General features: G+C 75.1%; 19 protein-coding genes. 7 read left to right on the top strand and 12 right to left on the bottom strand.

Annotated elements, in window-relative coordinates:
* Both bla and VM95_RS29355 read right to left on the bottom strand, forming a co-directional pair.
* Positions 1 to 704 (bottom strand): class A beta-lactamase (bla, locus tag VM95_RS29360; RefSeq protein WP_045702352.1); only part of this gene is annotated, 704 nt, incomplete at its 3' end.
* A gap of 46 nt (positions 705 to 750) precedes the next feature.
* Positions 751 to 1554: an SAM-dependent methyltransferase gene (locus tag VM95_RS29355; RefSeq protein ID WP_045702350.1), complete on the bottom strand. Its 804-nt coding sequence runs from the start codon at positions 1552 to 1554 to the stop codon at positions 751 to 753.
* A gap of 221 nt (positions 1555 to 1775) precedes the next feature.
* On the opposite strand from VM95_RS29355, the gene VM95_RS39230 reads away from it, so the two are divergent.
* On the top strand, positions 1776 to 2339 hold the full coding sequence (locus VM95_RS39230) for an RNA polymerase sigma factor (RefSeq protein WP_157882237.1): 564 nt from the start codon (positions 1776 to 1778) through the stop codon (positions 2337 to 2339).
* Positions 2340 to 2377: 38 nt separating this feature from the next.
* Positions 2378 to 3043 carry a hypothetical protein gene (locus VM95_RS29345; RefSeq protein WP_157882236.1) on the top strand — a complete coding sequence of 222 codons (666 nt, stop codon included), beginning with the start codon at positions 2378 to 2380 and terminating at the stop codon, positions 3041 to 3043.
* Between the two features lie 30 nt (positions 3044 to 3073).
* Here VM95_RS29345 and VM95_RS29340 read toward each other — a convergent pair whose 3' ends face one another.
* The 5 genes from VM95_RS29340 to VM95_RS29320 all read right to left on the bottom strand — a co-directional run bounded on the left by VM95_RS29340 (position 3074) and on the right by VM95_RS29320 (position 7717).
* Positions 3074 to 4846, bottom strand: a complete 1773-nt coding sequence (locus VM95_RS29340) for a condensation domain-containing protein (protein ID WP_052707647.1) — start codon at positions 4844 to 4846, stop codon at positions 3074 to 3076.
* Positions 4847 to 4946: 100 nt separating this feature from the next.
* Entirely contained in the window at positions 4947 to 5624 is a 678-nt protein-coding gene (locus tag VM95_RS29335; RefSeq protein ID WP_045702348.1) for a 4'-phosphopantetheinyl transferase family protein, read from the bottom strand.
* Positions 5621 to 6403, bottom strand: a complete 783-nt coding sequence (locus tag VM95_RS29330) for a hypothetical protein (RefSeq protein ID WP_052707646.1) — start codon at positions 6401 to 6403, stop codon at positions 5621 to 5623. The genes VM95_RS29335 and VM95_RS29330 overlap by 4 nt, the downstream gene beginning before the upstream one ends.
* A 4-nt stretch (positions 6404 to 6407) precedes the next feature.
* A complete protein-coding gene (locus VM95_RS29325) occupies positions 6408 to 6698 on the bottom strand; it encodes a phosphopantetheine-binding protein (protein WP_045702346.1) in 291 nt (96 codons plus the stop codon).
* 86 nt (positions 6699 to 6784) lie between these two features.
* Positions 6785 to 7717: a 3-oxoacyl-[acyl-carrier-protein] synthase III C-terminal domain-containing protein gene (locus tag VM95_RS29320; RefSeq protein WP_045702344.1), complete on the bottom strand. Its 933-nt coding sequence runs from the start codon at positions 7715 to 7717 to the stop codon at positions 6785 to 6787.
* Positions 7718 to 7869: 152 nt separating this feature from the next.
* On the opposite strand from VM95_RS29320, the gene VM95_RS29315 reads away from it, so the two are divergent.
* From VM95_RS29315 to VM95_RS29300, 4 genes are all read left to right on the top strand, one after another.
* Positions 7870 to 8169, top strand: a complete 300-nt coding sequence (locus VM95_RS29315) for a hypothetical protein (RefSeq protein ID WP_157882235.1) — start codon at positions 7870 to 7872, stop codon at positions 8167 to 8169.
* Positions 8166 to 9365: a glycosyltransferase gene (locus VM95_RS29310; protein ID WP_045702339.1), complete on the top strand. Its 1200-nt coding sequence runs from the start codon at positions 8166 to 8168 to the stop codon at positions 9363 to 9365. The genes VM95_RS29315 and VM95_RS29310 overlap by 4 nt, the downstream gene beginning before the upstream one ends.
* 152 nt (positions 9366 to 9517) lie before the next feature.
* Positions 9518 to 10492: a daunorubicin resistance protein DrrA family ABC transporter ATP-binding protein gene (locus tag VM95_RS29305; protein ID WP_045702337.1), complete on the top strand. Its 975-nt coding sequence runs from the start codon at positions 9518 to 9520 to the stop codon at positions 10490 to 10492.
* Positions 10493 to 10515: 23 nt separating this feature from the next.
* Entirely contained in the window at positions 10516 to 11280 is a 765-nt protein-coding gene (locus VM95_RS29300; RefSeq protein ID WP_045702335.1) for an ABC transporter permease, read from the top strand.
* A 67-nt stretch (positions 11281 to 11347) separates the two neighbouring features.
* Here the strand turns inward: VM95_RS29300 and VM95_RS29295 are convergent, their stop codons facing one another.
* From VM95_RS29295 to VM95_RS44750, 5 genes are all read right to left on the bottom strand, one after another.
* Positions 11348 to 12658 carry an aminotransferase-like domain-containing protein gene (locus tag VM95_RS29295; protein ID WP_045702333.1) on the bottom strand — a complete coding sequence of 437 codons (1311 nt, stop codon included), beginning with the start codon at positions 12656 to 12658 and terminating at the stop codon, positions 11348 to 11350.
* A complete protein-coding gene (locus tag VM95_RS29290) occupies positions 12655 to 13593 on the bottom strand; it encodes an alpha/beta hydrolase (RefSeq protein WP_045702331.1) in 939 nt (312 codons plus the stop codon). Before VM95_RS29290 ends, VM95_RS29295 begins: the two co-directional genes overlap by 4 nt.
* Before the next feature lie 113 nt (positions 13594 to 13706).
* Positions 13707 to 14483 (bottom strand): class I SAM-dependent methyltransferase, encoded by a 777-nt coding sequence (locus VM95_RS29285; protein WP_045702328.1) that lies wholly within the window; start codon positions 14481 to 14483, stop codon positions 13707 to 13709.
* Positions 14484 to 14616: 133 nt separating this feature from the next.
* A complete protein-coding gene (locus VM95_RS29280) occupies positions 14617 to 15708 on the bottom strand; it encodes an alpha-hydroxy acid oxidase (RefSeq protein ID WP_045702324.1) in 1092 nt (363 codons plus the stop codon).
* Entirely contained in the window at positions 15695 to 15862 is a 168-nt protein-coding gene (locus tag VM95_RS44750; RefSeq protein WP_244178992.1) for a hypothetical protein, read from the bottom strand. Before VM95_RS44750 ends, VM95_RS29280 begins: the two co-directional genes overlap by 14 nt.
* A 78-nt stretch (positions 15863 to 15940) precedes the next feature.
* Between VM95_RS44750 and VM95_RS29275 the strand changes: the two genes are divergently transcribed.
* A complete protein-coding gene (locus VM95_RS29275; RefSeq protein ID WP_045702322.1) occupies positions 15941 to 17326 on the top strand; it encodes a class I adenylate-forming enzyme family protein in 1386 nt (461 codons plus the stop codon).
* Positions 17327 to 17332: the final 6 nt, after the last annotated feature.

Raw genomic sequence — 17332 nt, 5'->3', positions numbered from 1 at the left:
GTGCTGGTGGTGTTGGCGAGCAGCCAGTCGGTGAGGCGGCGGCGCTGGGCGGGCGGGAGGGCGTGGCCGAGGACGAGCCGGCGGTACGTGCGGGCGATGGCGTGCGGGGTGGTGATGTCGGTGGTGCGGTCGGGTTCGGCCGTGTTGAGGTCCGGTTCCCAGCGGTCGAGCCGGGTGACGCGGTCGCCGATCGAGCGGCAGAACCGGGTGACGGCGGTCGGGCCGCCGAGTTCGCGCAGCAGCAGGTTGCCCGCGGTGTTGTCGCTCTGGTCGATGGCGGCGGCGCAGAGTTCGCCGACGGTCATGCCGTTGGCGAGGTTCTTCGACTCGCCGGTGACGGGGGCGCCGCCGGAGTTCTTGACGTCGTCGACGGTGTAGTGGATGCGGCGGGCGAGGAACTCGCCGTCGTGGTCGAGGTCGCGCAGGACGGCGGCGACCGCGAGGGTCTTGAACACCGAGCAGATCGGGAAGGTCTCGTCGGCGCGGTGGCGGACGGTGCGGCCGGTGCGCAGGTTGCGGGCGTAGACGCCGAGTCGGCCGCCGTGCTGCTGTTCCAGCTCGGCCAGGCGCCGGCCGACGTCGTTCGTGGCGGCCTGGGCCGCCCCGCCGCCGGCGAGGGTCGTGGTGAGGGCCACGGCCGCCGCGGCGCCGAGGGTCAGGGCGGCGCGGCGGGTGCGCGGGGTGTCCGGAAGGTTCTGGTCCATGCGGGAGGAGACGCGGCGCACCGTCCGATGGTTCGTCACCGGACGGTCAGAGTGCCATCGCCACTCCCGCGTACTGGGCGGCGTCGGCCGCGGTGACCGGGGGGTCGGCCGGGGCCGGCCGCCATGCGGGGGTGGGGACGACGCCGGGCTCGAGCAGGGTCCAGCCGTCGAAGAAGCGGGTGAACTCGGCGCGGCTGCGGGCCTGCACGGCGGTGCCGGCGGCGGCGTAGACGCGGACCACCCGGTCGACGTCCTCGGGGGTGAACTCGGGGGTGACGTGGCTGATCACGAGCGCGCTGCCGGGGGCGAGGGCGGACTTGAAGTGCTCGACGATCCCGTACGCGCCGCTGGCGTCGGGGACGAAGTGCAGCAGGGCGATCAGGGAGAGCGCGACGGGGCGGTCCAGGTCGATGGTGTCGCGCAGTCCGGGCGCGTCGAGCAGCCGCCCGGGGTCGGTGACGTCCGCCTCGACGTAGGCGGTGCGGCCTTCGGGGGTGCCGGTGAGCAGGGCCTGGGCGTGCGAGAGGACGATCGGGTCGTTGTCGGCGTAGACGACGCGGGCGCGCGGGTCGACGCCCTGGGCGATCTCGTGCAGGTTGGGCGAGGTGGGGATGCCGGTGCCGATGTCGAGGAACTGGTCGATGCCGGCGTGGGCGAGGGCGCGGGTGGCCCGGTGCATGAAGGCGCGGTTGGCGCGGGCGGCGGCGCGCACCCAGGGGGCGACGGCGAGGGCGTGGCCGGCGGCTTCGCGGTCGGCCGCGAAGTTGGTGCAGCCGCCCAGGTAGTAGTCGTACATCCGGGCCGAGTGCGGCACGTTCAGCCGCAGGTCGACCCCGTCGTAGCGGTTCATCCCGCTTTCCCCTCGCCTCTCGCGCACGGACGACCGGATGGCTGCCCACGGTATCCGCCCGGCAATCGGCCCCGACCCCTCACGTCAAGAAGTACGACGAGATGACCATCTGTATTCAATGCGCGCCCTGGAGTGACGAAGCGGAAGCCGTGAGGATGGGCCGGGACGGCCCGACCTCGGGCGACCCGGTGGGCGGCGGCAGGCCGCGGAAGGCAGGCGCGATGACGATCGACAGGAGTGTCGGCACGAGTGCCGCGCTGCGGCCGGACCTCACCTACGCCGCGTTCTGCGAGACACACGAACCGGCTTGGCACGCCCTGGCGTTGACCAGGACGGGCAATCGGGCGGACGCGGCGCTGGTGGTCGGGGCGGTCAAGGGCGACCTGTCCCGGTGCTGGCCGCAGGTGCTGCGCTTCGAGGAACCGGCCGCGTACGCCTGGCGGTTGGCGAACCGGCACATCGCCGACTGGGTGTCCGGCGAGGAGCCGGTCGCGGTGGAGGCGGTCACCTTCGCGGCGGTGATCGGCGCGTTCAAGCAGGTGGCGAACGGGCTGCTGCACAGCGAGGCCGACGAGGTGCGGCTGTACGCGGCGATCCTCGAACTGCCGGACCGGCAACGGGACGTGGTGGTCCTGCGCTACCTGCTGGGGCTGCACGTCAAGGTCATCGGAGCCTACCTCGGCCGACCGGTGGCCACCGTGCACTCCAATCTGCGGCACGCCCGGGAGCGACTGGCCCGCCGGCTCGGCGTGCGCGAACTGCCGGACCGGGCGGGCGACTTGTGAACCACGACGGGACGGGTGCCGGGCGCGCGGAGATCCGGGTGCCCCGGCCGGAGCGGCCGCACGCCGAGCGGATCGCCGCCCTGCGCCAGGCGCGGCTGACCGCCGCGCCCGCGCACCTGCCGTCCGAGCACGAGCAGGCGGCGTTCGAACTCGGCCTGGTCGTCGCCCTGGTGCTCGGCGCGCCGGAGGCCTCGCGCGGGCTCGACCTGCTGGTCAACGCCCGCCGGATCCAGCCGGAGGGGGCGGAGGTGTTCGGCGCGCTGCTGCACGCCACCGGGCGGGTGGAGAGCGCCGAGTTCTGGTGGCGCTTCGCCGCCGGATCCGGCAGCGGGACGGCCGCGTACTGCCTGCACCTGCACCACCTGACGCTGGGCGAGACGGACGACGCCGACTACTGGCGGGCCTGGTCGGACCAGCTGGCGGCCACCGAACGCCCGCCGGGGCCGGGGCCGTTGCGGATGAACCGGCCACTGCTGCCGGACGAGGTGCGGCGCGACATCCTCTCCCGGGTGCACCACGGGCTGGCGCCGCAGCTGCCGGCGGCCCTGGCCGCGGTGATCGACCGGCTGCCGGGGCAGGGCGGGGGCGAGGACGAGGTGCCGAGCCCGTGGGGGCTCACCTCGGGGGCGGCCTCGGCGTTCGCGGCGGATCCGGCGCGCGAGCGGGCCCGTGGGCTCGGGGAGGCCGGAGACCCGTGCGGGTGAGCGGTTCCGCCGCCGCCCGCGGCCACCCGTTCAGGTGAGTGCGGACAGTCGGGCGACGATCTCCCGGTCCCGTCCGCTGCCGGCCCGGACCAGCTCGCCGCCCGGGGCCGGGTGCCGGACGACGTAGTGGTGCGGGGCCATCGCGGTGTCGCGGCCGGGTAGCGCGGCCACCACGGCCCGGTGGGCGGCGGCGGGGTCGAGCGCCGGGTCGGCGCTCACCAGCTCGGCCACCAACCTCCCTTCGTCCAGTCGCAGTTGATGCGGCCCGAGGGTGGCGTCCAGCAGGCCCCGGACGGCCGCCAGATCGACCCAGGAGCCATCGACGAGCCGCCAGTCGCGACCGCGCGCGCAGGGCGGCGGGCCGAGCACGCCGGGCAGGCCGGCCGGCACCACCGGGCCCTCGGCGGCGGCCGCGAGGACGGCGAGCAGGGCGCGCGCGAAGCCCTCGGTCTCCGCCGGATCGAGCACCTGCGGGCAGGTGACCAGCACGAACTCCAGGCTGCCGGCGATCCGCAGGATGGTGAACATCAACCGCGCCGGCAGCGTCGGCGCGGGCAGCGGGGTCAGTTCCGGGTCACCGGCCGGGGCCGGCCGGGCGTCGATCACGGCGGCCGGGACGGTCAGGCTCAGGTCGTTGACCACCACCTGGCGCGGGAACCGGGTGCCGCGCAGATGAGCCGCGTCCTCCACCAGCTGCCAGACCAGCTCGGCGTCCAGGGTGCTGTGCCAGTAGGCGCCCAGCGAGGCGGACTTGGTGCGGGCGATCAGCTCGTCGAGGTCGTCGACACCGGCGTCGAGCAGGATCAGGGCGTCCTGCGCGAGGGTGCCGACGTGGTCGACCAGCGCGGCCCGCTGGCGGTTGGCGGACAGCGCGGAGATCACCAGCTCGCCGCGCCCGGCCCGGTGGGCGACCAGGGCGGCGAAGACGGCCAGCAGGACGACGGACGGGCTCGCGGAGGTGCGCCGGCAGACCGCGGCGAGGTGGCCCGCGGCAGCGGTCGACCGGACCAGGAGGGCGCCGTGGTCGCGCGGCGGACCGACGATCCGGGCGTCGGCGAAGACGGACTGCGGGGCGGTGGTCAGCACCCGCGCCCAGTGCCGCAGGGAGTTCGCCGCCCGGCGGCGGCCCTGGGTGCTCTGCTCGGCGGCGGCGATCTCCAGCGGCGTCGGGGCGGTGACGGGCGGGAGCTCCTGCCCGGCGGCGAGCGCGTGCCAGTCCCGGATCAGCACGGCGGTGGCGGCGCCGTCCGCCCCCGCGTGGCAGACCACGGCGGCCAGGCGGAGCAGCCGGTCGCGGTCGGCGAGCAGGGTGAAGCGGATCCTCGGGGGCGCGGCCAGGTCGAACGGGACGGCGAGGTCGGTTCGGCCCGACTCCTCGGCGAGCGCGTCGAGTTCGGCGTCGGACCGACCGCCGGCCTCGACCACGGTGACGGTGAGGGCACCGGTCGGGTGGACCACTTGGGCGGCCGGGAAGCCGTCCGGGCCGGGGCCGGGCGGGAAGGCCGTCCGCAGCGAGTCGTGCCGCTCGACGAGCCGGCGCAGCGCGGCCAGGCCGGCGCCGAGCGAGGTGCCGTCCGGGACGGGCCAGACGGAGTCCTTGTTGCTCTGCTCGGGGGCTTCGCCGCGGATGCAGCGGATCATGTTGTCCTGGCCGCGGGTGAGCGGGCCGCTGTCGCGGGTGGGCGGGCCGCTGTGGCGAGTGGGCGGGCCGCCGTCGCGGGCGGGCGGGCCGCTGCCGCCGCTCTCGGCGGCGAACGGGACGGAGATCTGCCGGCGGGCCGGCCGGACATCGTGCGGGGTCACGTCGTACCCGTCTTTCGCTCGCCGGGAGGGGATCGACCCGGATGCGTTCGGGACGCTACCAGCGAGCTCGCGAACTGGTCCAGACCAAAGTGGAGGAGAATCAACCGGCTTGCCACACAAGCGAGTTGACATGGACGGGCCGATCGCCGAGCGCCGCCACGGCGGCCCGGAACGGACCGGGGGCGGGCACGTCGCGGACCAGGACCGGCCCCGCTCCGAGCCGGCCCGGATCGCCCACCGCGAGCGGCGACGGGCCGAGCACGCACACCCCGAAGGACTGCGCCAGCCGTCCGCCGTACGCCTTCACGACGGCCTCGCGCCGGCACCAGAGCGCGGTGAAGCGCGCCGAGCGCTCGGCGGGCTCGGCCGCCTCCGCGACGAAGCGCGCCTCCTCGAACGGGAACCAGCGCGCGGCCATCCGCTCGGCCACGGCGGACTCGCGCAGCCCCTCGACGTCCACCCCGACCTCCCGCCCCTCGGCCAGGGCCAGCACCGCGAGCGGGCCGGACGCCGACCAGCTGACCCGCAGCCCGCCGGCCCCGGCCGGCTCCGGCTTGCCGTTCGGCCCGAGCCGCCAGACCACCTCGGCCGGGCGCACGCCGAGCCGGGCGGCCACCAACTGCCGCACGGCACCGCGCAGCACGGTGAAGCGGGAGCGCGACTCCCGGCCCGCGCGGGCCGCGCGGGCCCGCTCGTCGGCGTCCAGCAGCTGCCCCAACGCGTCCACGACCGGGGCGGGTTGGTCGGTGTCGATGAAGGAGAGCGTGACGTCGGTCATGGCAGCATCAAAGCACTCACCACCCCGAGCCGGCGGTCGTACCCGGCGGCCAGCACGGGCCGCTGCCGCGGCACCTGCTCGGCCAGCAGCGCCCACAGGCCGGTGAAGGGCTGGGCCGGCGGCCGCTCGCCGCCGAGGCCGGCGTCCAGCAGCACCGCCGCCCCGGGCCCCAGCTCCTCGGCCCAGCCCCGGACGGTCCGCGCCGGGTCGTCGACGCCGCGGGCCTGGCGGACCTCCAGCCCGCCCGCCGGGTCGTCCTCGCAGACCAGCACCACCACGGCGTGCCGCTCGGGCAGCGGAACGGGCTCGGGCGGCTCGTGGTGCAGCGCGGTCTGCTCGGCGAGCACGACCACCGCCCGCCGGCAGCTGCCGGTGGCGCGGTGGGCGGCGGCCAGCCGCAGGGCGGTGAAGGCCGCCGCGGTGCCCTGGTCGCAGATCGCGAAGGCGAGCGGCGAGCCCGGGACGGCGCGGCCGAGCGCGAGCGAGGACGGCGCGCCGGGGCGGACGTCCGGGGTGTCGAAGGCGAGGATCAGCAGGTCCACCGGTTCGCCGTCGGCCAGTGCCTCGCGCAGCGGTCCGGCGGCCAGCTCCTCGTAGGAGTGGCCGGCGCCCTCGCCGAGCAGGTCCTCGCGCAGCGGCAGGCCGTACGGGCGGACCAGGTCGGAGACGAAGACCCGCAGGTCCGGGTCGAGCGAGGCCGGCGAGCGGCCGTCGAAGCGGCGGGCCAGCGCCCGGGTGATCCGCAGCCCGGGCCGGTGCGCGCTCGCGGCGGCGGGCACCCGGTCAATCCTCGGGAATCAGGTGCCCGGCGACGTAGTCCGCCAGGTTGGTGACGGAGCGCAGGTCGTCCTCGGTGATCTGCTCGACGTCCACCTGGATGTCGAGCGACTCCTCCAGCTCCAGGATGAGTTCGATGGTGCCGGCGGAGGTGAGGCCGAGGTCGTCGAAGAGGCAGGCGTTCTCGGGGATCTCCGGCAGCTCGCGCTTGAGGACGCGCGGCAGGAGCTCGCCGATCGCGTGCAGGATGCGCTCGCGCAGCTCGGGGTCGGTGGTCTGGACCACTGGATCTGACATGGATGTCCCGTCGCGTCGTACGTGTGGGATGGGCGGGGAGTGCGGCCAGGAGCGGGGAGTTCGGGCCGGCGTCGGCCGACTGGGCGTCAGGAACGCATGGCCATCGCCGAGAAGGTCGCTCCGACGCCGGCGGCGGCGATCAGGTAGTGGTCGCCGCGGCGCACCAGCCCCCGGGCGGTGGCGGTGTGGAGGTTGATGAGGCCGTCCGCAGCGAAACTGTGCCCGACCGACCGCACGTTGTCCAGCACCACCTTCTCCAGCGGGAAGCCGATCCGGCGCGAGATCATCCGCCAGGACGCCTGGTTGACGTTGTGCGGAAGGATCGCGGCGAGGTCGCCGAGCCGGAGCCCGGCCTGTTCCAGGGCCGCCTCGATCGCCTCGACCATCACGTTCGGGTACGCGCGCTGGTAGCGGGCGAGCAGGTCGGCGTCCTCGGCCAGCCGGCCGTCGAACTCCGGGCGCTGGCGCACCGCGAAGGAGAGCATCCGGTGGCGCTCGCCGCCCGCGCTGATCAGGCAGGCGGCGGCGCCTTCGGCGAAGATGCCGGTCTCGGGCACCAGTTGGGCGTCCCGGGTGAAGGTCTTCTCGCCGGCCAGCACGACGGCCAGCGCCCGCTCGTCCGGTTCGCCCGCCAGCAGCCTGCCCGCCAGGTCGATGGCGAGCAGGCCGACGGCGCACGCGTGGTGGGTCACGGTGAAGGCGCTCGCGTGGCCGAGGCCGCGCGCGGCGAGCAGGTCGTGCAGCGGGTTGAGCGGGTGGGGCACCGCCACCGGCATGCTGCGCGCGTGGATCACGAAACGGACGTGCCGTTCGCGTCCGCGCAGCTCGGTCAGGCCGTCCAGGGCGGCGTCGAGCAGGTCGGGCAGCTTCCCGTCCGGGTCCAGTCGCAGCTGGTCCAGGCCGTGGAAGCGGCGGAAGAGTCGGAGTTGACGTGGGGTCAGGCCGATGCGCTCGCCCACCGCCTCGATGGGCACGGCACGCGGGGGGAGGTGAACGGCCACTGCCTCCAGTGCGGTCACGCGGGCTAGTATCACCACGCCCGAGCGGTCGCACAAGTGATCTCGGGCCCTTGACACTTCCCCCGCGTCCGCCCGCGCCACCCGCGCGCCGGGGCCGCCGCGATCCTTGCGCGCCGCGCCGAGAGCGGCGTCGTTCAGACGGGATACCTCCCTTGTCGGACCGCGAACCACCGTGCCCGGACGGGCCGTTGCACCCCGAGCTGCTCGCCCTGCTGGCCGAGGCCGCCGGGGCGCCGCCCGGGTGGGCGGAGCGGATCACCCCCGGATCCCGGCTGGACGCCGACCTGCTGCTGGACGAGTGCGAACTCGCCGCGCTGGCCCGGCTGCTGCGGGAACGCTTCGGCTCGCAGGCCGACCTGGCGGGGCTGCGGGCCGGCCTCGGCCTGGCCGCCCTGGAGGCGCTGACCGTCGCCGACCTGCAGAAGCTGCTGCCCGGGGAGGTGCGGGCATGAGTCGGTTCCTGCTGGTGCTGCCGCCGCTGACCGGGCACGTCAACCCGGCCGTCGGCATCGCGGCCGAACTGGCCGCCCGCGGCCACCAGGTCGCCTGGACCGGCACCGAGTCGGTGCTGCGGCCGCTGCTCGGCCCGGACGCCCGGGTGTTCGGCACCGGCACCCGGGCCTTCCGGGCCCAGGGCGGGCACGGGCTGGCCGCCCTGCGCTCGCTCTGGGAGGGCTTCATCGTGCCGTACGCGCGGTTCACCGCGAAGCCGCTGGACGCGGTCGTGCGGGAGTTCCGGCCGGACGTGCTGCTGGTCGACCAGCACACCCCGGCGGGCGCGCTGGCCGCCCACCGGCACGGGCTGCCGTGGGCGAGCTTCGCGCCGGGCGCGATGGAACTGGGCCGCCCGTACCGGGCGTTGCCGCAGGTTGAGGCGTGGACGGACGGGCTGCTGCGCGGCCTGTGGGAGCGCGCCGGGCTGCCGGCCGCGGAGTACCTGGACCCGCGCTTCTCCCCCGCCCTGGTCCTCGCGACCACCGGGCCGGCGCTGACCGGCGCGGCCGAGCCGCCCGCGCACCACGCGCTGGTCGGCCCGGTGCTGCGCACCCGCCCGGCGGATCCGGGCTTCCCGTGGGAGCGGCTGGCCCCCGGCCGGCGCCGGGTGCTGGTCACCATGGGCACGCTGGCGGGCGACCTGGGCGCGGACTTCCTCGCGCGCTCGGTGCGGGCACTGGAGCTGTGCGGGCCGGACGTCCAGCCGGTGTTCGCCGCGCCGCGCGCGCTGCTGCCCGAACTCCCCTCGCGGGCGGTGGCGGTGGACCGGGCGCCGGTGCTGGAGCTGATGAGGCGCGGCGCGCTGGGCGCGGTGCTGTGCCACGGCGGGATGAACACCGTGGGCGAGGCGCTGGCGCACGGGCTGCCGCTGGTGGCGGCGCCGATCCGGCACGACCAGCCCTTCGTGGCCGCGCAGGTGGCGGCCGCCGGGGCGGGCCTGCGGGTGCCGTTCGCCCGGGTGACGCCGGAGCACCTCGCCGAAGCGCTGCGCACCGCGCTGGACTCGACGGCCCTGCGGGAACGGGCGGTCCGGGTCGGGCGGGAGCTGCTGTCCGGCGGCGGCGCGGTGGCCGCGGCGGACCGGCTGGAGGCGCTGGCCGCCCGGCCGAGCGGGGCGGCCCCCGGCGGAACGCGGCCTCCTGGCGGCCCGTAGCAGAACGTCGGGCCGCGAGTCCATTGGTCTAGGCCATTGTTTCCGAGCCGGGGTTGACCCTAGGGTGTCGCAGCAGCACCGCCCCGCACCGCCGCCCCGCACGACCACCCGGGCGGGTGCCGTGGCAGCCCTTCCCCGTACGGGAGTTCCGGTTGATCGAGACCACGGGACTGCGCAAGTCCTACCGCAAGAAGACCTCCCGCAGGAGCGGCGACAGCCCCACCGTCGACGCCGTCCGCGGGATCGACCTGTCCGTCGCCGCCGGGGAGATCTTCGGCTTCCTCGGCCCCAACGGCGCCGGGAAGACCACCACCCTGCGCATGCTGGCCACCCTGATCCGCCCGGACGGCGGCCGGGCCCGCATCGCCGGGGCCGACCTGTTCGCCGATCCGGCCGAAGTCCGGCGCCGGATCGGCTACGTCGCCCAGGGCGGCGGCACCACCGACCACGTCAGCGCCCGCGAGGAACTGGTCCTCCAGGCACGGCTGTACGGCGCGGGCAAGGCGCAGGCCGTCCGGGCCGCCGAGGACGCGCTGAAGGCCTTCGACCTCACCGGGTTCGGCGACCGCCCGTGCGCCACCTACTCCGGCGGTCAGCGCCGCCGGGTCGACATCGCGCTCGGCGTGATCCACGAACCGCGGGTGCTGTTCCTGGACGAGCCCACGGTCGGACTGGACCCTGCCAGCCGGGCGGGCGTCTGGGAGGAGATCCGCCGGCTGCGCACCCAGGGCATGACGGTCGTCGTCACCACCCACTACCTCGACGAGGCCGACGCGCTCTGCGACCGGGTCGCGATCGTCGACCACGGCGAGGTGGTGGCCGAGGGCACGCCCGCGGCGCTCAAGCGCGAGATCTCCGGCGACGTCCTGCTGCTCGGCCTGGAGCCCGGCGAGGACGTCGCCGGGCGCGCGGCCGAGGCGCTGCGGCCGCAGCCGTACCTGCACCGGCTGGAGGACAGCGGTGAGGAGGGCCTGCGGCTGTACGTGGCGGACGGCGCGGCGGCCATCCCGCAGGTGCTGCGCGCGCTGGACGCCGCCGGGGTGACACCGGGCACCGTGCAGCTCCAACGGCCCAGCCTGGACGACGTGTTCCTGGCCCGCACCGGCCGCTCCCTGCAACAGTCCTGACCGGCCCGAACCTTGGGGAGATCGTGAAGCTCGCCCGCGACACCTGGCTGGTCTTCCAGCGCCAGCTGCTGCTGATGGTCCGCACCCCGGTGTGGATCGCCGTCGGCATCATCCAACCCCTGTTCTACCTGCTGCTGTTCGCCCCGCTGTTGAAGAAGGTGCTCGCCCCCGAGGGCGCGGGCAGCTACGCCGACGCCTACCAGGTGTACGTGCCGGGCCTGTTGGCGGTGCTGTGCATCTTCGGCGGGCTGTTCACGGGCTTCAGCCTGCTCGGCGAGCTGAAGGCCGGGATCATCGAGCGCTCCCGGGTCACCCCGGTGAGCCGGCTGGCGCTGCTGCTCGGCCGGGCGCTGCGGGAGACGGTGGCGCTGCTGGTGCAGGCCGTCCTGATCACCCTGATCGCGCTGCCGTTCGGGCTGCGGGTCAGCCCGCCGGACCTGCTGCTCGCCTACCTGCTGCTGGGGCTGCTGGCGCTGATGACCTCGGCGATCTCCTTCGGCATCGCGCTGATGGTGCCGACCGACGCCGCGATGGCGCCGGTGGTGAACACCGTCGCGCAGCCGATCGCGCTGCTCTCCGGGGTGCTGCTGCCGCTCACCCTGGCGCCGGACTGGCTGCAGCGGGCCGCCCGGTGGAACCCCTTCTACTGGGCGGTGGAGGGCATGCGCGCGCTGTTCTCCGGGCACGCCGGGGACGCGGCGGTGTGGCAGGGCCTGCTGGTGGTCGCCCTGATGACCGTCCTGGCGGTGTCCTGGTCGGCCCGGCTGTTCTCCACCCGGGTGCGCTGAGGCACCGGGCGGAACCACGAGGGGCCCGGCCGCTGTGCGGCGGCCGGGCCCCTCGGTCGCGTGCTCGTCACCCGCGCGGCAGGCCCGCCTCGGACGCGATGAAGGCCGCCAACTTGGCAACTCCGTCGATGATCTGAGCCTGCGTCAGGGCGCTGATCGAGAGCCGCAGCCGGCGCTCCCCGCCGCCGGTCGGGTAGAACGGCCCCATCGGCGTCCACAGCACCCCGTACTCGCGGGCGCAGCGCTCCATGGCGGCGTCGTCGGCGACGAACGGGACGGTCAGCACGGCGAAGAAGCCGCCCTCCGGCCGGTTCCAGGACACTCCGAGGCTGCGCCGGGTGGAGGCCGGGAAGTGCCGCTCCAGCTCCCGCAGCAGGGTGTCCATGCCGGCCGCGTAGTGCGCGATGGCGGCGGCGTTGGCGTCCCGCAGCCGGCAGTCGTACGTCAGCAGCATGCCGCCGATCACGGCCTGGCTGAGCGCGGGCGTGTTGACCGTCGTCATGCTCTTCAGCTTGGCCAGTTCGTCGGCGAGCAGGCTGCCGCGCCCGCCGGGCGCCGAGACCTCCTGGTCGGCGACGACGTAGCCGAGGCGGGCGCCGGGGAAGCAGGTCTTGGCGAAGGACCCGAGGTAGACGACCCGCCGGTCGCGGTCCAGCGCCTTGAGGGTGGGCCGCTCGCCCGGGGTGCGGGCGAAGAAGCCGTACGGATTGTCCTCGATGACCAGCAGGTCCTCCTCGGCGGCGACCTCCAGCAGCCGGGCGCGGGCTTCGAGCGGCATGCTGGCGCCGGAGGGGTTCGCGAAGTCCGGGACGACGTAGAGGGCGCGCGGGCGGCGGCCCTCGGCGCGCACGGCCCGGGCGGCGGCGCGCACGGCCTCCGGGTCGGGGCCGGCGTCCGGGCTCTCCGGGACTGGGCGGGTGGTGAGGTCCAGCAGCCGGGCCGCGCCGGTGATGCCGACGTAGCAGGGCGAGCTGACGAGCAGGACGTCGTCCGGGCCGGCGCACAGCGCGCGCAGGACGAGCAGCATGCCCTCCTGGGCGCCGACGGTGATCACCAGGGACTCGGGGGCGACGTCCAGGCCCTCGTCGTTGGCGAGGGTGCGGGCGACCAGGTCGGCGACGATGCCCTTGGTGGGGCCGTACTGGAACAGCGCGGTGCGCACGGCGTCGCGGCTCAGGCCGCGCTCGGCGAGGTGGGCCAGGTAGGTGTCCAGGTGGCGGCCGACGTCCTCGGGCTCGAAGAAGCCCTCGTAGGGGCGGCCGGGGGCGAAGGACACGGCGTCGGGGTAGCGGGTGGTGACCTCGTTGAGGAAGGTCATCGCGTCCAGCAGCGGCTCGCTGAGCGAGCCGTGCAGGTCGGTCAGGTCGAGGTGGGTCATCGCAGTGCCTCCCGCAGTCGTCCGGCGGCGTAGGCCTGGGCGTCGGCGGCGGCGTCCAGGGTGTCGGTCATGGCGAAGAATCCGTGCGGCACGCCGTCGTAGCGGCGCAGGTCCACCGGGACCCCGGCGGCGCGCAGCGCGTGCGCGTACTGCTCGCCCTCGTCGCACAGCGGGTCGTACTCGGCGGTGAGGACGGTCGCGGGCGGCAGGCCGGCCAGGGTGGCGGCGCGCAGCGGGGAGGCGTACGGGCTGGCGCCGTCCGCCGGGTCGGCCAGGTAGTGGCCCCAGTACCAGGCGACGGAGCGGCGGTTGAACAGCAGCGGGTCGTCGTGGTCGCGCAGCGAGGGGGTGTCGGCGGCGTGGTCGGTGTTGGGGTAGACCAGCAGCTGGTGGCGGAGCGCGGGGCCGCCCTCGGCGCGCAGCAGCAGGGTGAGGGCGGCGGCGAGGTTGCCGCCGGCGCTGTCGCCGCCGACCGCGAGGCGGTCCGGGTCGAGGCCGAACTCCTCGGCGTGCTCGACGAGTCGGAGCAGGGCCGCGCGGCAGTCGTGCAGCGCGGCGGGGAACGGGTGCTCGGGGGCGAGGCGGTAGCCGACCGAGGCGGTGACGCAGCCGGCGGCGTTGGCCAGGCTGCGGCAGATCGCGTCGCTGGTGTCGGGCGAGCCGAGCGTCCAGCCGCCGCCGAACAGGTAGAGCAGGGCGGGCAGTCGGCGGCCGGGCGGCTCGGGGCGGTAGAGCCGCAGGGCGAGTTCGCCGCCGCCGGGGCCGGGGAAGCGGTGCTCCTCGACGGCGGCGACCGGTTCGGGCGCGCCGGCGGCGGCGCGGATGTCCGCGAGGTCGGCGGCGCGCGCCTCGGCCAGGGTGAGGCGGTAGAGCGGTGCCGCGCCGCTTCGCGCGCGCCGGGCGCGGTAGGCCTCGGCCTGGGGGTGCAGGGGCATGGGCAATCCCGTTCGGTGGGACGGTACGGTCCGCGTCCAGCGGCTCGGGGTCATTGCTCAGTGGTGAGAGCTCAGTGGTGAGAGCTCGGCGGGTCGAGGTCAGCGGTTCGAGGTCAGCGGTCGGCCTCGACGTAGATCGTCTCATCCGTTCGGAACGCCGTGTCGAGATCGGCAACTTCCGGACACGCGCCCTGCCGGTAGGCGCAGTGGCGGACCTTTTCGGGCGCGAAGCCGGCTCGGGTGAGGACGTGCCGCAGCTCGTCCAGGTCGTAGATCCACTGGTGTCCGTAGTGGCGGAAGATCTGGTTCACCAGGAAGGCCGGGCGGGCGGGCATCGGCGGGCCGAAGCCGAGGGTGGTGAGGCGGCGGCGGTGTTTGGCGAGGAAACCGTCGCCGGTGGCGTAGCCGACCAGGTAGCGGGCGAGGTCGGGGGTGGTGAGGCGCAGGACGCCGCCGGGGCGCAGGACCCGGCGGGCTTCGCGCAGCCAGCCGATCGCGACGGGCAGGGTGACGTGCTCGATCAGGTGCTCGGCGTACACCCAGTCGACGCTGGCGTCGGCGAAGGGCAGCGGTTCGGCGATGTCGAGCTGGGTGAACCACCGGTCGCCGTCGACCCGGTAGAGGGTGCCGGGCTCGGTGGCGGCGTCGGGGCTGCGCAGGGTGGCGAGGTCGGTGCCGAGGCCGGCCGGGTGGGCGGTCCGGAATGCGGCGAACTCGATTCCGGTCAGTCCGAGTTCGGTGAATTCGGCGTGGGTGCGCGGAAGCGGCCCGGGGTGCGCCGCCAGTTCCGCGCAGGTGGCGACGTCCGCGCTGAATTCGTCCAGCCGAACGGCCAGGTCGTCGGGGTCGTCCCAATCCCAGCCGGGGAAGCGGGCGTTCGGGTCGGTCATCCGGGCCTCTTTTCAGGGGGACGCGACCGGACCGCGCTCCGGTTCATCGCTTCGGGCACGAATCGGTTTCGCGGTGGTGCGTCGAAAGCGGTTCGCGGCTCGATCCGGAGCGCGGTCGGGCGTCGGTCGTGGGTCAGTCGGTCGGGCAGGGCCAGTCGGTGACCGCGCCGCGGTCCAGGTCGGCGAGCCGGGGGCGGCCCAACAGGGCCATGGTGTGGTCCAGTTCGTCGCGGATCAGGTCGAGCACCTGGTGGACGCCGTCCGCGCCGCCCACGGCGAGGCCCCAGAGCACCGGGCGGCCGACCAGGACGGCGCGGGCGCCGAGGGCGAGGGCGATGGCGGCCTCGGTGCCGCTGCGCACGCCGCCGTCGAACAGGACGGGGAGCTCGGCGGGGACGGCTTCGACCACCTCCGGCAGCGCGGCCAGGGAGGGTATGGCGCCGTCGAGTTGGCGGCCGCCGTGGTTGGAGACCACGACGGCGTCGACGCCGTGCTCGACGGCGAGCCGGGCGTCCTCGGCGGTGAGGATGCCCTTGAGGACGAGCGGCAGCCGGGTGCGGGCCCGCAGCCAGCCGAGGTCCGCCCAGGTCAGGGTGGTGTCGAACTGTTCGCGGGCGTGCTCGGCGATGCCCGAACTGCCCTTCTCGGACCGGTGGCTGGTGGCCATCAGGTCCGCGTCCAGGTTGACGGCGTGGATGTGCGGCGGGACGGCGAAGCCGTTGCGCTGGTCGCGCAGTCGGCGGCCGATCCTGGGTGCGTCGACGGTCAGGACCAGGGCGCCGAAGCCGGCCGCCTCGGCGCGTTCGACCAGGGCGGCGAGGGCGGCGCGGTCGCGCAGCCAGTACAGGTGCAGCCAGCGCGGGCCGCCGGCCTTGGCGATGTCCTCCAGGGTGCGGCTGGCGAACATGCTGGTGACGAAGAGCGCACCGGCCCGCCCGGCGCCCTGGGCGGTCGCGGTCTCGCCCTCCTCGTCGACCAGCCGGTGGTAGGCCATCGGCGCGATGCCGATCGGGGTGTCCAGCCGGGTGCCGAGCAGGGTCTGCCCGAGCTCGCAGGTCGAGACGTCGACCAGGACGCGCGGTCGCAGGGCGAATCGTTCGAAGATCTTCCGGTTGGCCGCGAGGGTGCGTTCCGCACCGCTGCCGCCCTCGATGAAGTCCCAGATGTCCCGCGGAACCCGGGCGCGCGCCGCGCTCTCGATCCCGGCCAGGTCAAGTGCTCCCACGTGGATCCTCAATCTCCGGACGGCCGCGCTCGGGCCGGTCCTGGTTCGGCAGCGTATGAGCAACGGCCACATTGGTATAGACCTTGATTTGACCAATCGTCTGTGCCAAGGTCTGGCAACGGAATTGACCGTTGTGATTCTGAGCAACGTTCATGTCAAATCCTCTCACTTGCGTGGAGCGGTGTTGACCCCCTTTTCCTCCCCCTCCTCCCCTCCAGCGTCTCCCTCCGCATTGCCGCACACCGACGCCCCGGACGACTGGGTCGACACCCTGCTGCTGGCCGGCCCCGGGGCCGAGGAGTGCCTGCACCTGGGCGCACCGCTCGACCGCGCCGCCCTGCGCGCGCTCGTCGACGAGCAGGGCGAACGGCTCACCGCCGCCGGCCTCGGCCCCGGCGGGACGGTCGCACTGCGCCTGCCGCCCTCGGTGGCGTTCGTCGCGGTGCTGCTGGCCTGCTGGCGGCTGCGTGCCCAAGTCGCCCTGCTCGACCACCGGTTGACCGACCACGAGGTCGACGCGGCGGTGGCGCGGCTGGCCCCGCAGGTGCTGGTACGCTCCGCCCACCGGCCGACCGCGGCCCTGCGCGGCTTCGCCGAGGTCGAACCGCGGGCCGTGGCCCTGCCGGGCGGCCGGCCGGCCGCCACCGGGCACGCCCTGGTCCAGCTCAGCTCCGGCTCCACCGGGCCGGCCAAGGTCATCGCCCGCACCGCCGCCGACCTCGTCCGCGAACTCAACTGCTACCGCAGGCTGGTGGACTTCCCCGGCGGGGGCGACCGGGTCGTCCTGCTCTCCTCCGTGGTGCACGTGCTCGGCCTGGTCGGCGGGCTGCTCAACGCCCTGCACGCCCGGGCCGTGCTCGCCCTGCCCGAACGGATGACGGCCGCGGGCATCCTCGCGACCGTCGCCGCCGGCGACCGGCCGACCACCGTGATCGGCGTGCCCTTCCACGCCGAGCTGCTGGCCGGCGCCGCCGATCCGCCGCAACTGCCGTGGCTGCGGCGGATGATCGTGGCCGGCGAGCTCGTCCGGCCGGGCCTGCCCGCGCAGTTCACCGAACGCTACGGCGTGCCGCTCGGCACCATGTACGGCACGACCGAGACCGGGGTCATCGCCACCGACCTGTCCGGCGCGCTCAACCCGGCCAAGCGGCCCGTCCACGGGATGCGGCTGCGCCTGGTCGGCGGCGAGCTGCACCTCGGGGCGGACACCTCCCCGTACCCGGGGCTGGACGATCCGAGCCGCTGGGCGGACGGCTGGCTGCACACCCGGGACGCGGCCGAGCTGGACGAGGTCCACGGCCTGGTCACCGTGCTCGGCCGGCTCGACTCGCAGGTCTCGATCGGCGGCCTCAAGGTCGACCTCACCGAGGTCGAGCAGACCCTGTCCGACCTTCCCGAGGTGCGCGAGGCCGTGGTGGTGTTCGCCGGCGGGGCGATCGAGGCCTACCTCGCCGCCGAGCCGGACGCCGACCTCTCGCTCGTCCAGGACGGGCTGGCCCGCCGGCTCGCCGCCTACAAGCGGCCGCGCCGGCTCGCCCTGCTGCCGCGGCTGCCGCGCACCGCCACCGGCAAGCTGCTGCGCGATCCGGCCGCGCTGCGCGAAGCCGCCGCCCGCTGATCCGCC

It is taken from the genome of Streptomyces rubellomurinus, from assembly GCF_000961885.1.
GTDB classification, from domain to species: domain Bacteria; phylum Actinomycetota; class Actinomycetes; order Streptomycetales; family Streptomycetaceae; genus Kitasatospora; species Kitasatospora rubellomurina.
The sequence above is the reverse complement of the archived record's forward strand: the minus strand, read 5'-3'. Positions and strand labels throughout refer to the sequence as shown.

Bases quoted from the DNA above. Each gene is read 5' to 3' on its own strand.
- VM95_RS29355 (WP_045702350.1), bottom strand. From the start codon at position 1,554: ATGAACCGCTACGACGGGGTCGACCTGCGGCTGAACGTGCCGCACTCG.
- VM95_RS39230 (WP_157882237.1), top strand. From the start codon at position 1,776: ATGACGATCGACAGGAGTGTCGGCACGAGTGCCGCGCTGCGGCCGGAC.
- VM95_RS29335 (WP_045702348.1), bottom strand. From the start codon at position 5,624: ATGACCGACGTCACGCTCTCCTTCATCGACACCGACCAACCCGCCCCG.
- VM95_RS29325 (WP_045702346.1), bottom strand. From the start codon at position 6,698: ATGTCAGATCCAGTGGTCCAGACCACCGACCCCGAGCTGCGCGAGCGC.
- VM95_RS29310 (WP_045702339.1), top strand. From the start codon at position 8,166: ATGAGTCGGTTCCTGCTGGTGCTGCCGCCGCTGACCGGGCACGTCAAC.
- VM95_RS29295 (WP_045702333.1), bottom strand. From the start codon at position 12,658: ATGACCCACCTCGACCTGACCGACCTGCACGGCTCGCTCAGCGAGCCG.
- VM95_RS29290 (WP_045702331.1), bottom strand. From the start codon at position 13,593: ATGCCCCTGCACCCCCAGGCCGAGGCCTACCGCGCCCGGCGCGCGCGA.
- VM95_RS29285 (WP_045702328.1), bottom strand. From the start codon at position 14,483: ATGACCGACCCGAACGCCCGCTTCCCCGGCTGGGATTGGGACGACCCC.
- VM95_RS44750 (WP_244178992.1), bottom strand. From the start codon at position 15,862: ATGAACGTTGCTCAGAATCACAACGGTCAATTCCGTTGCCAGACCTTG.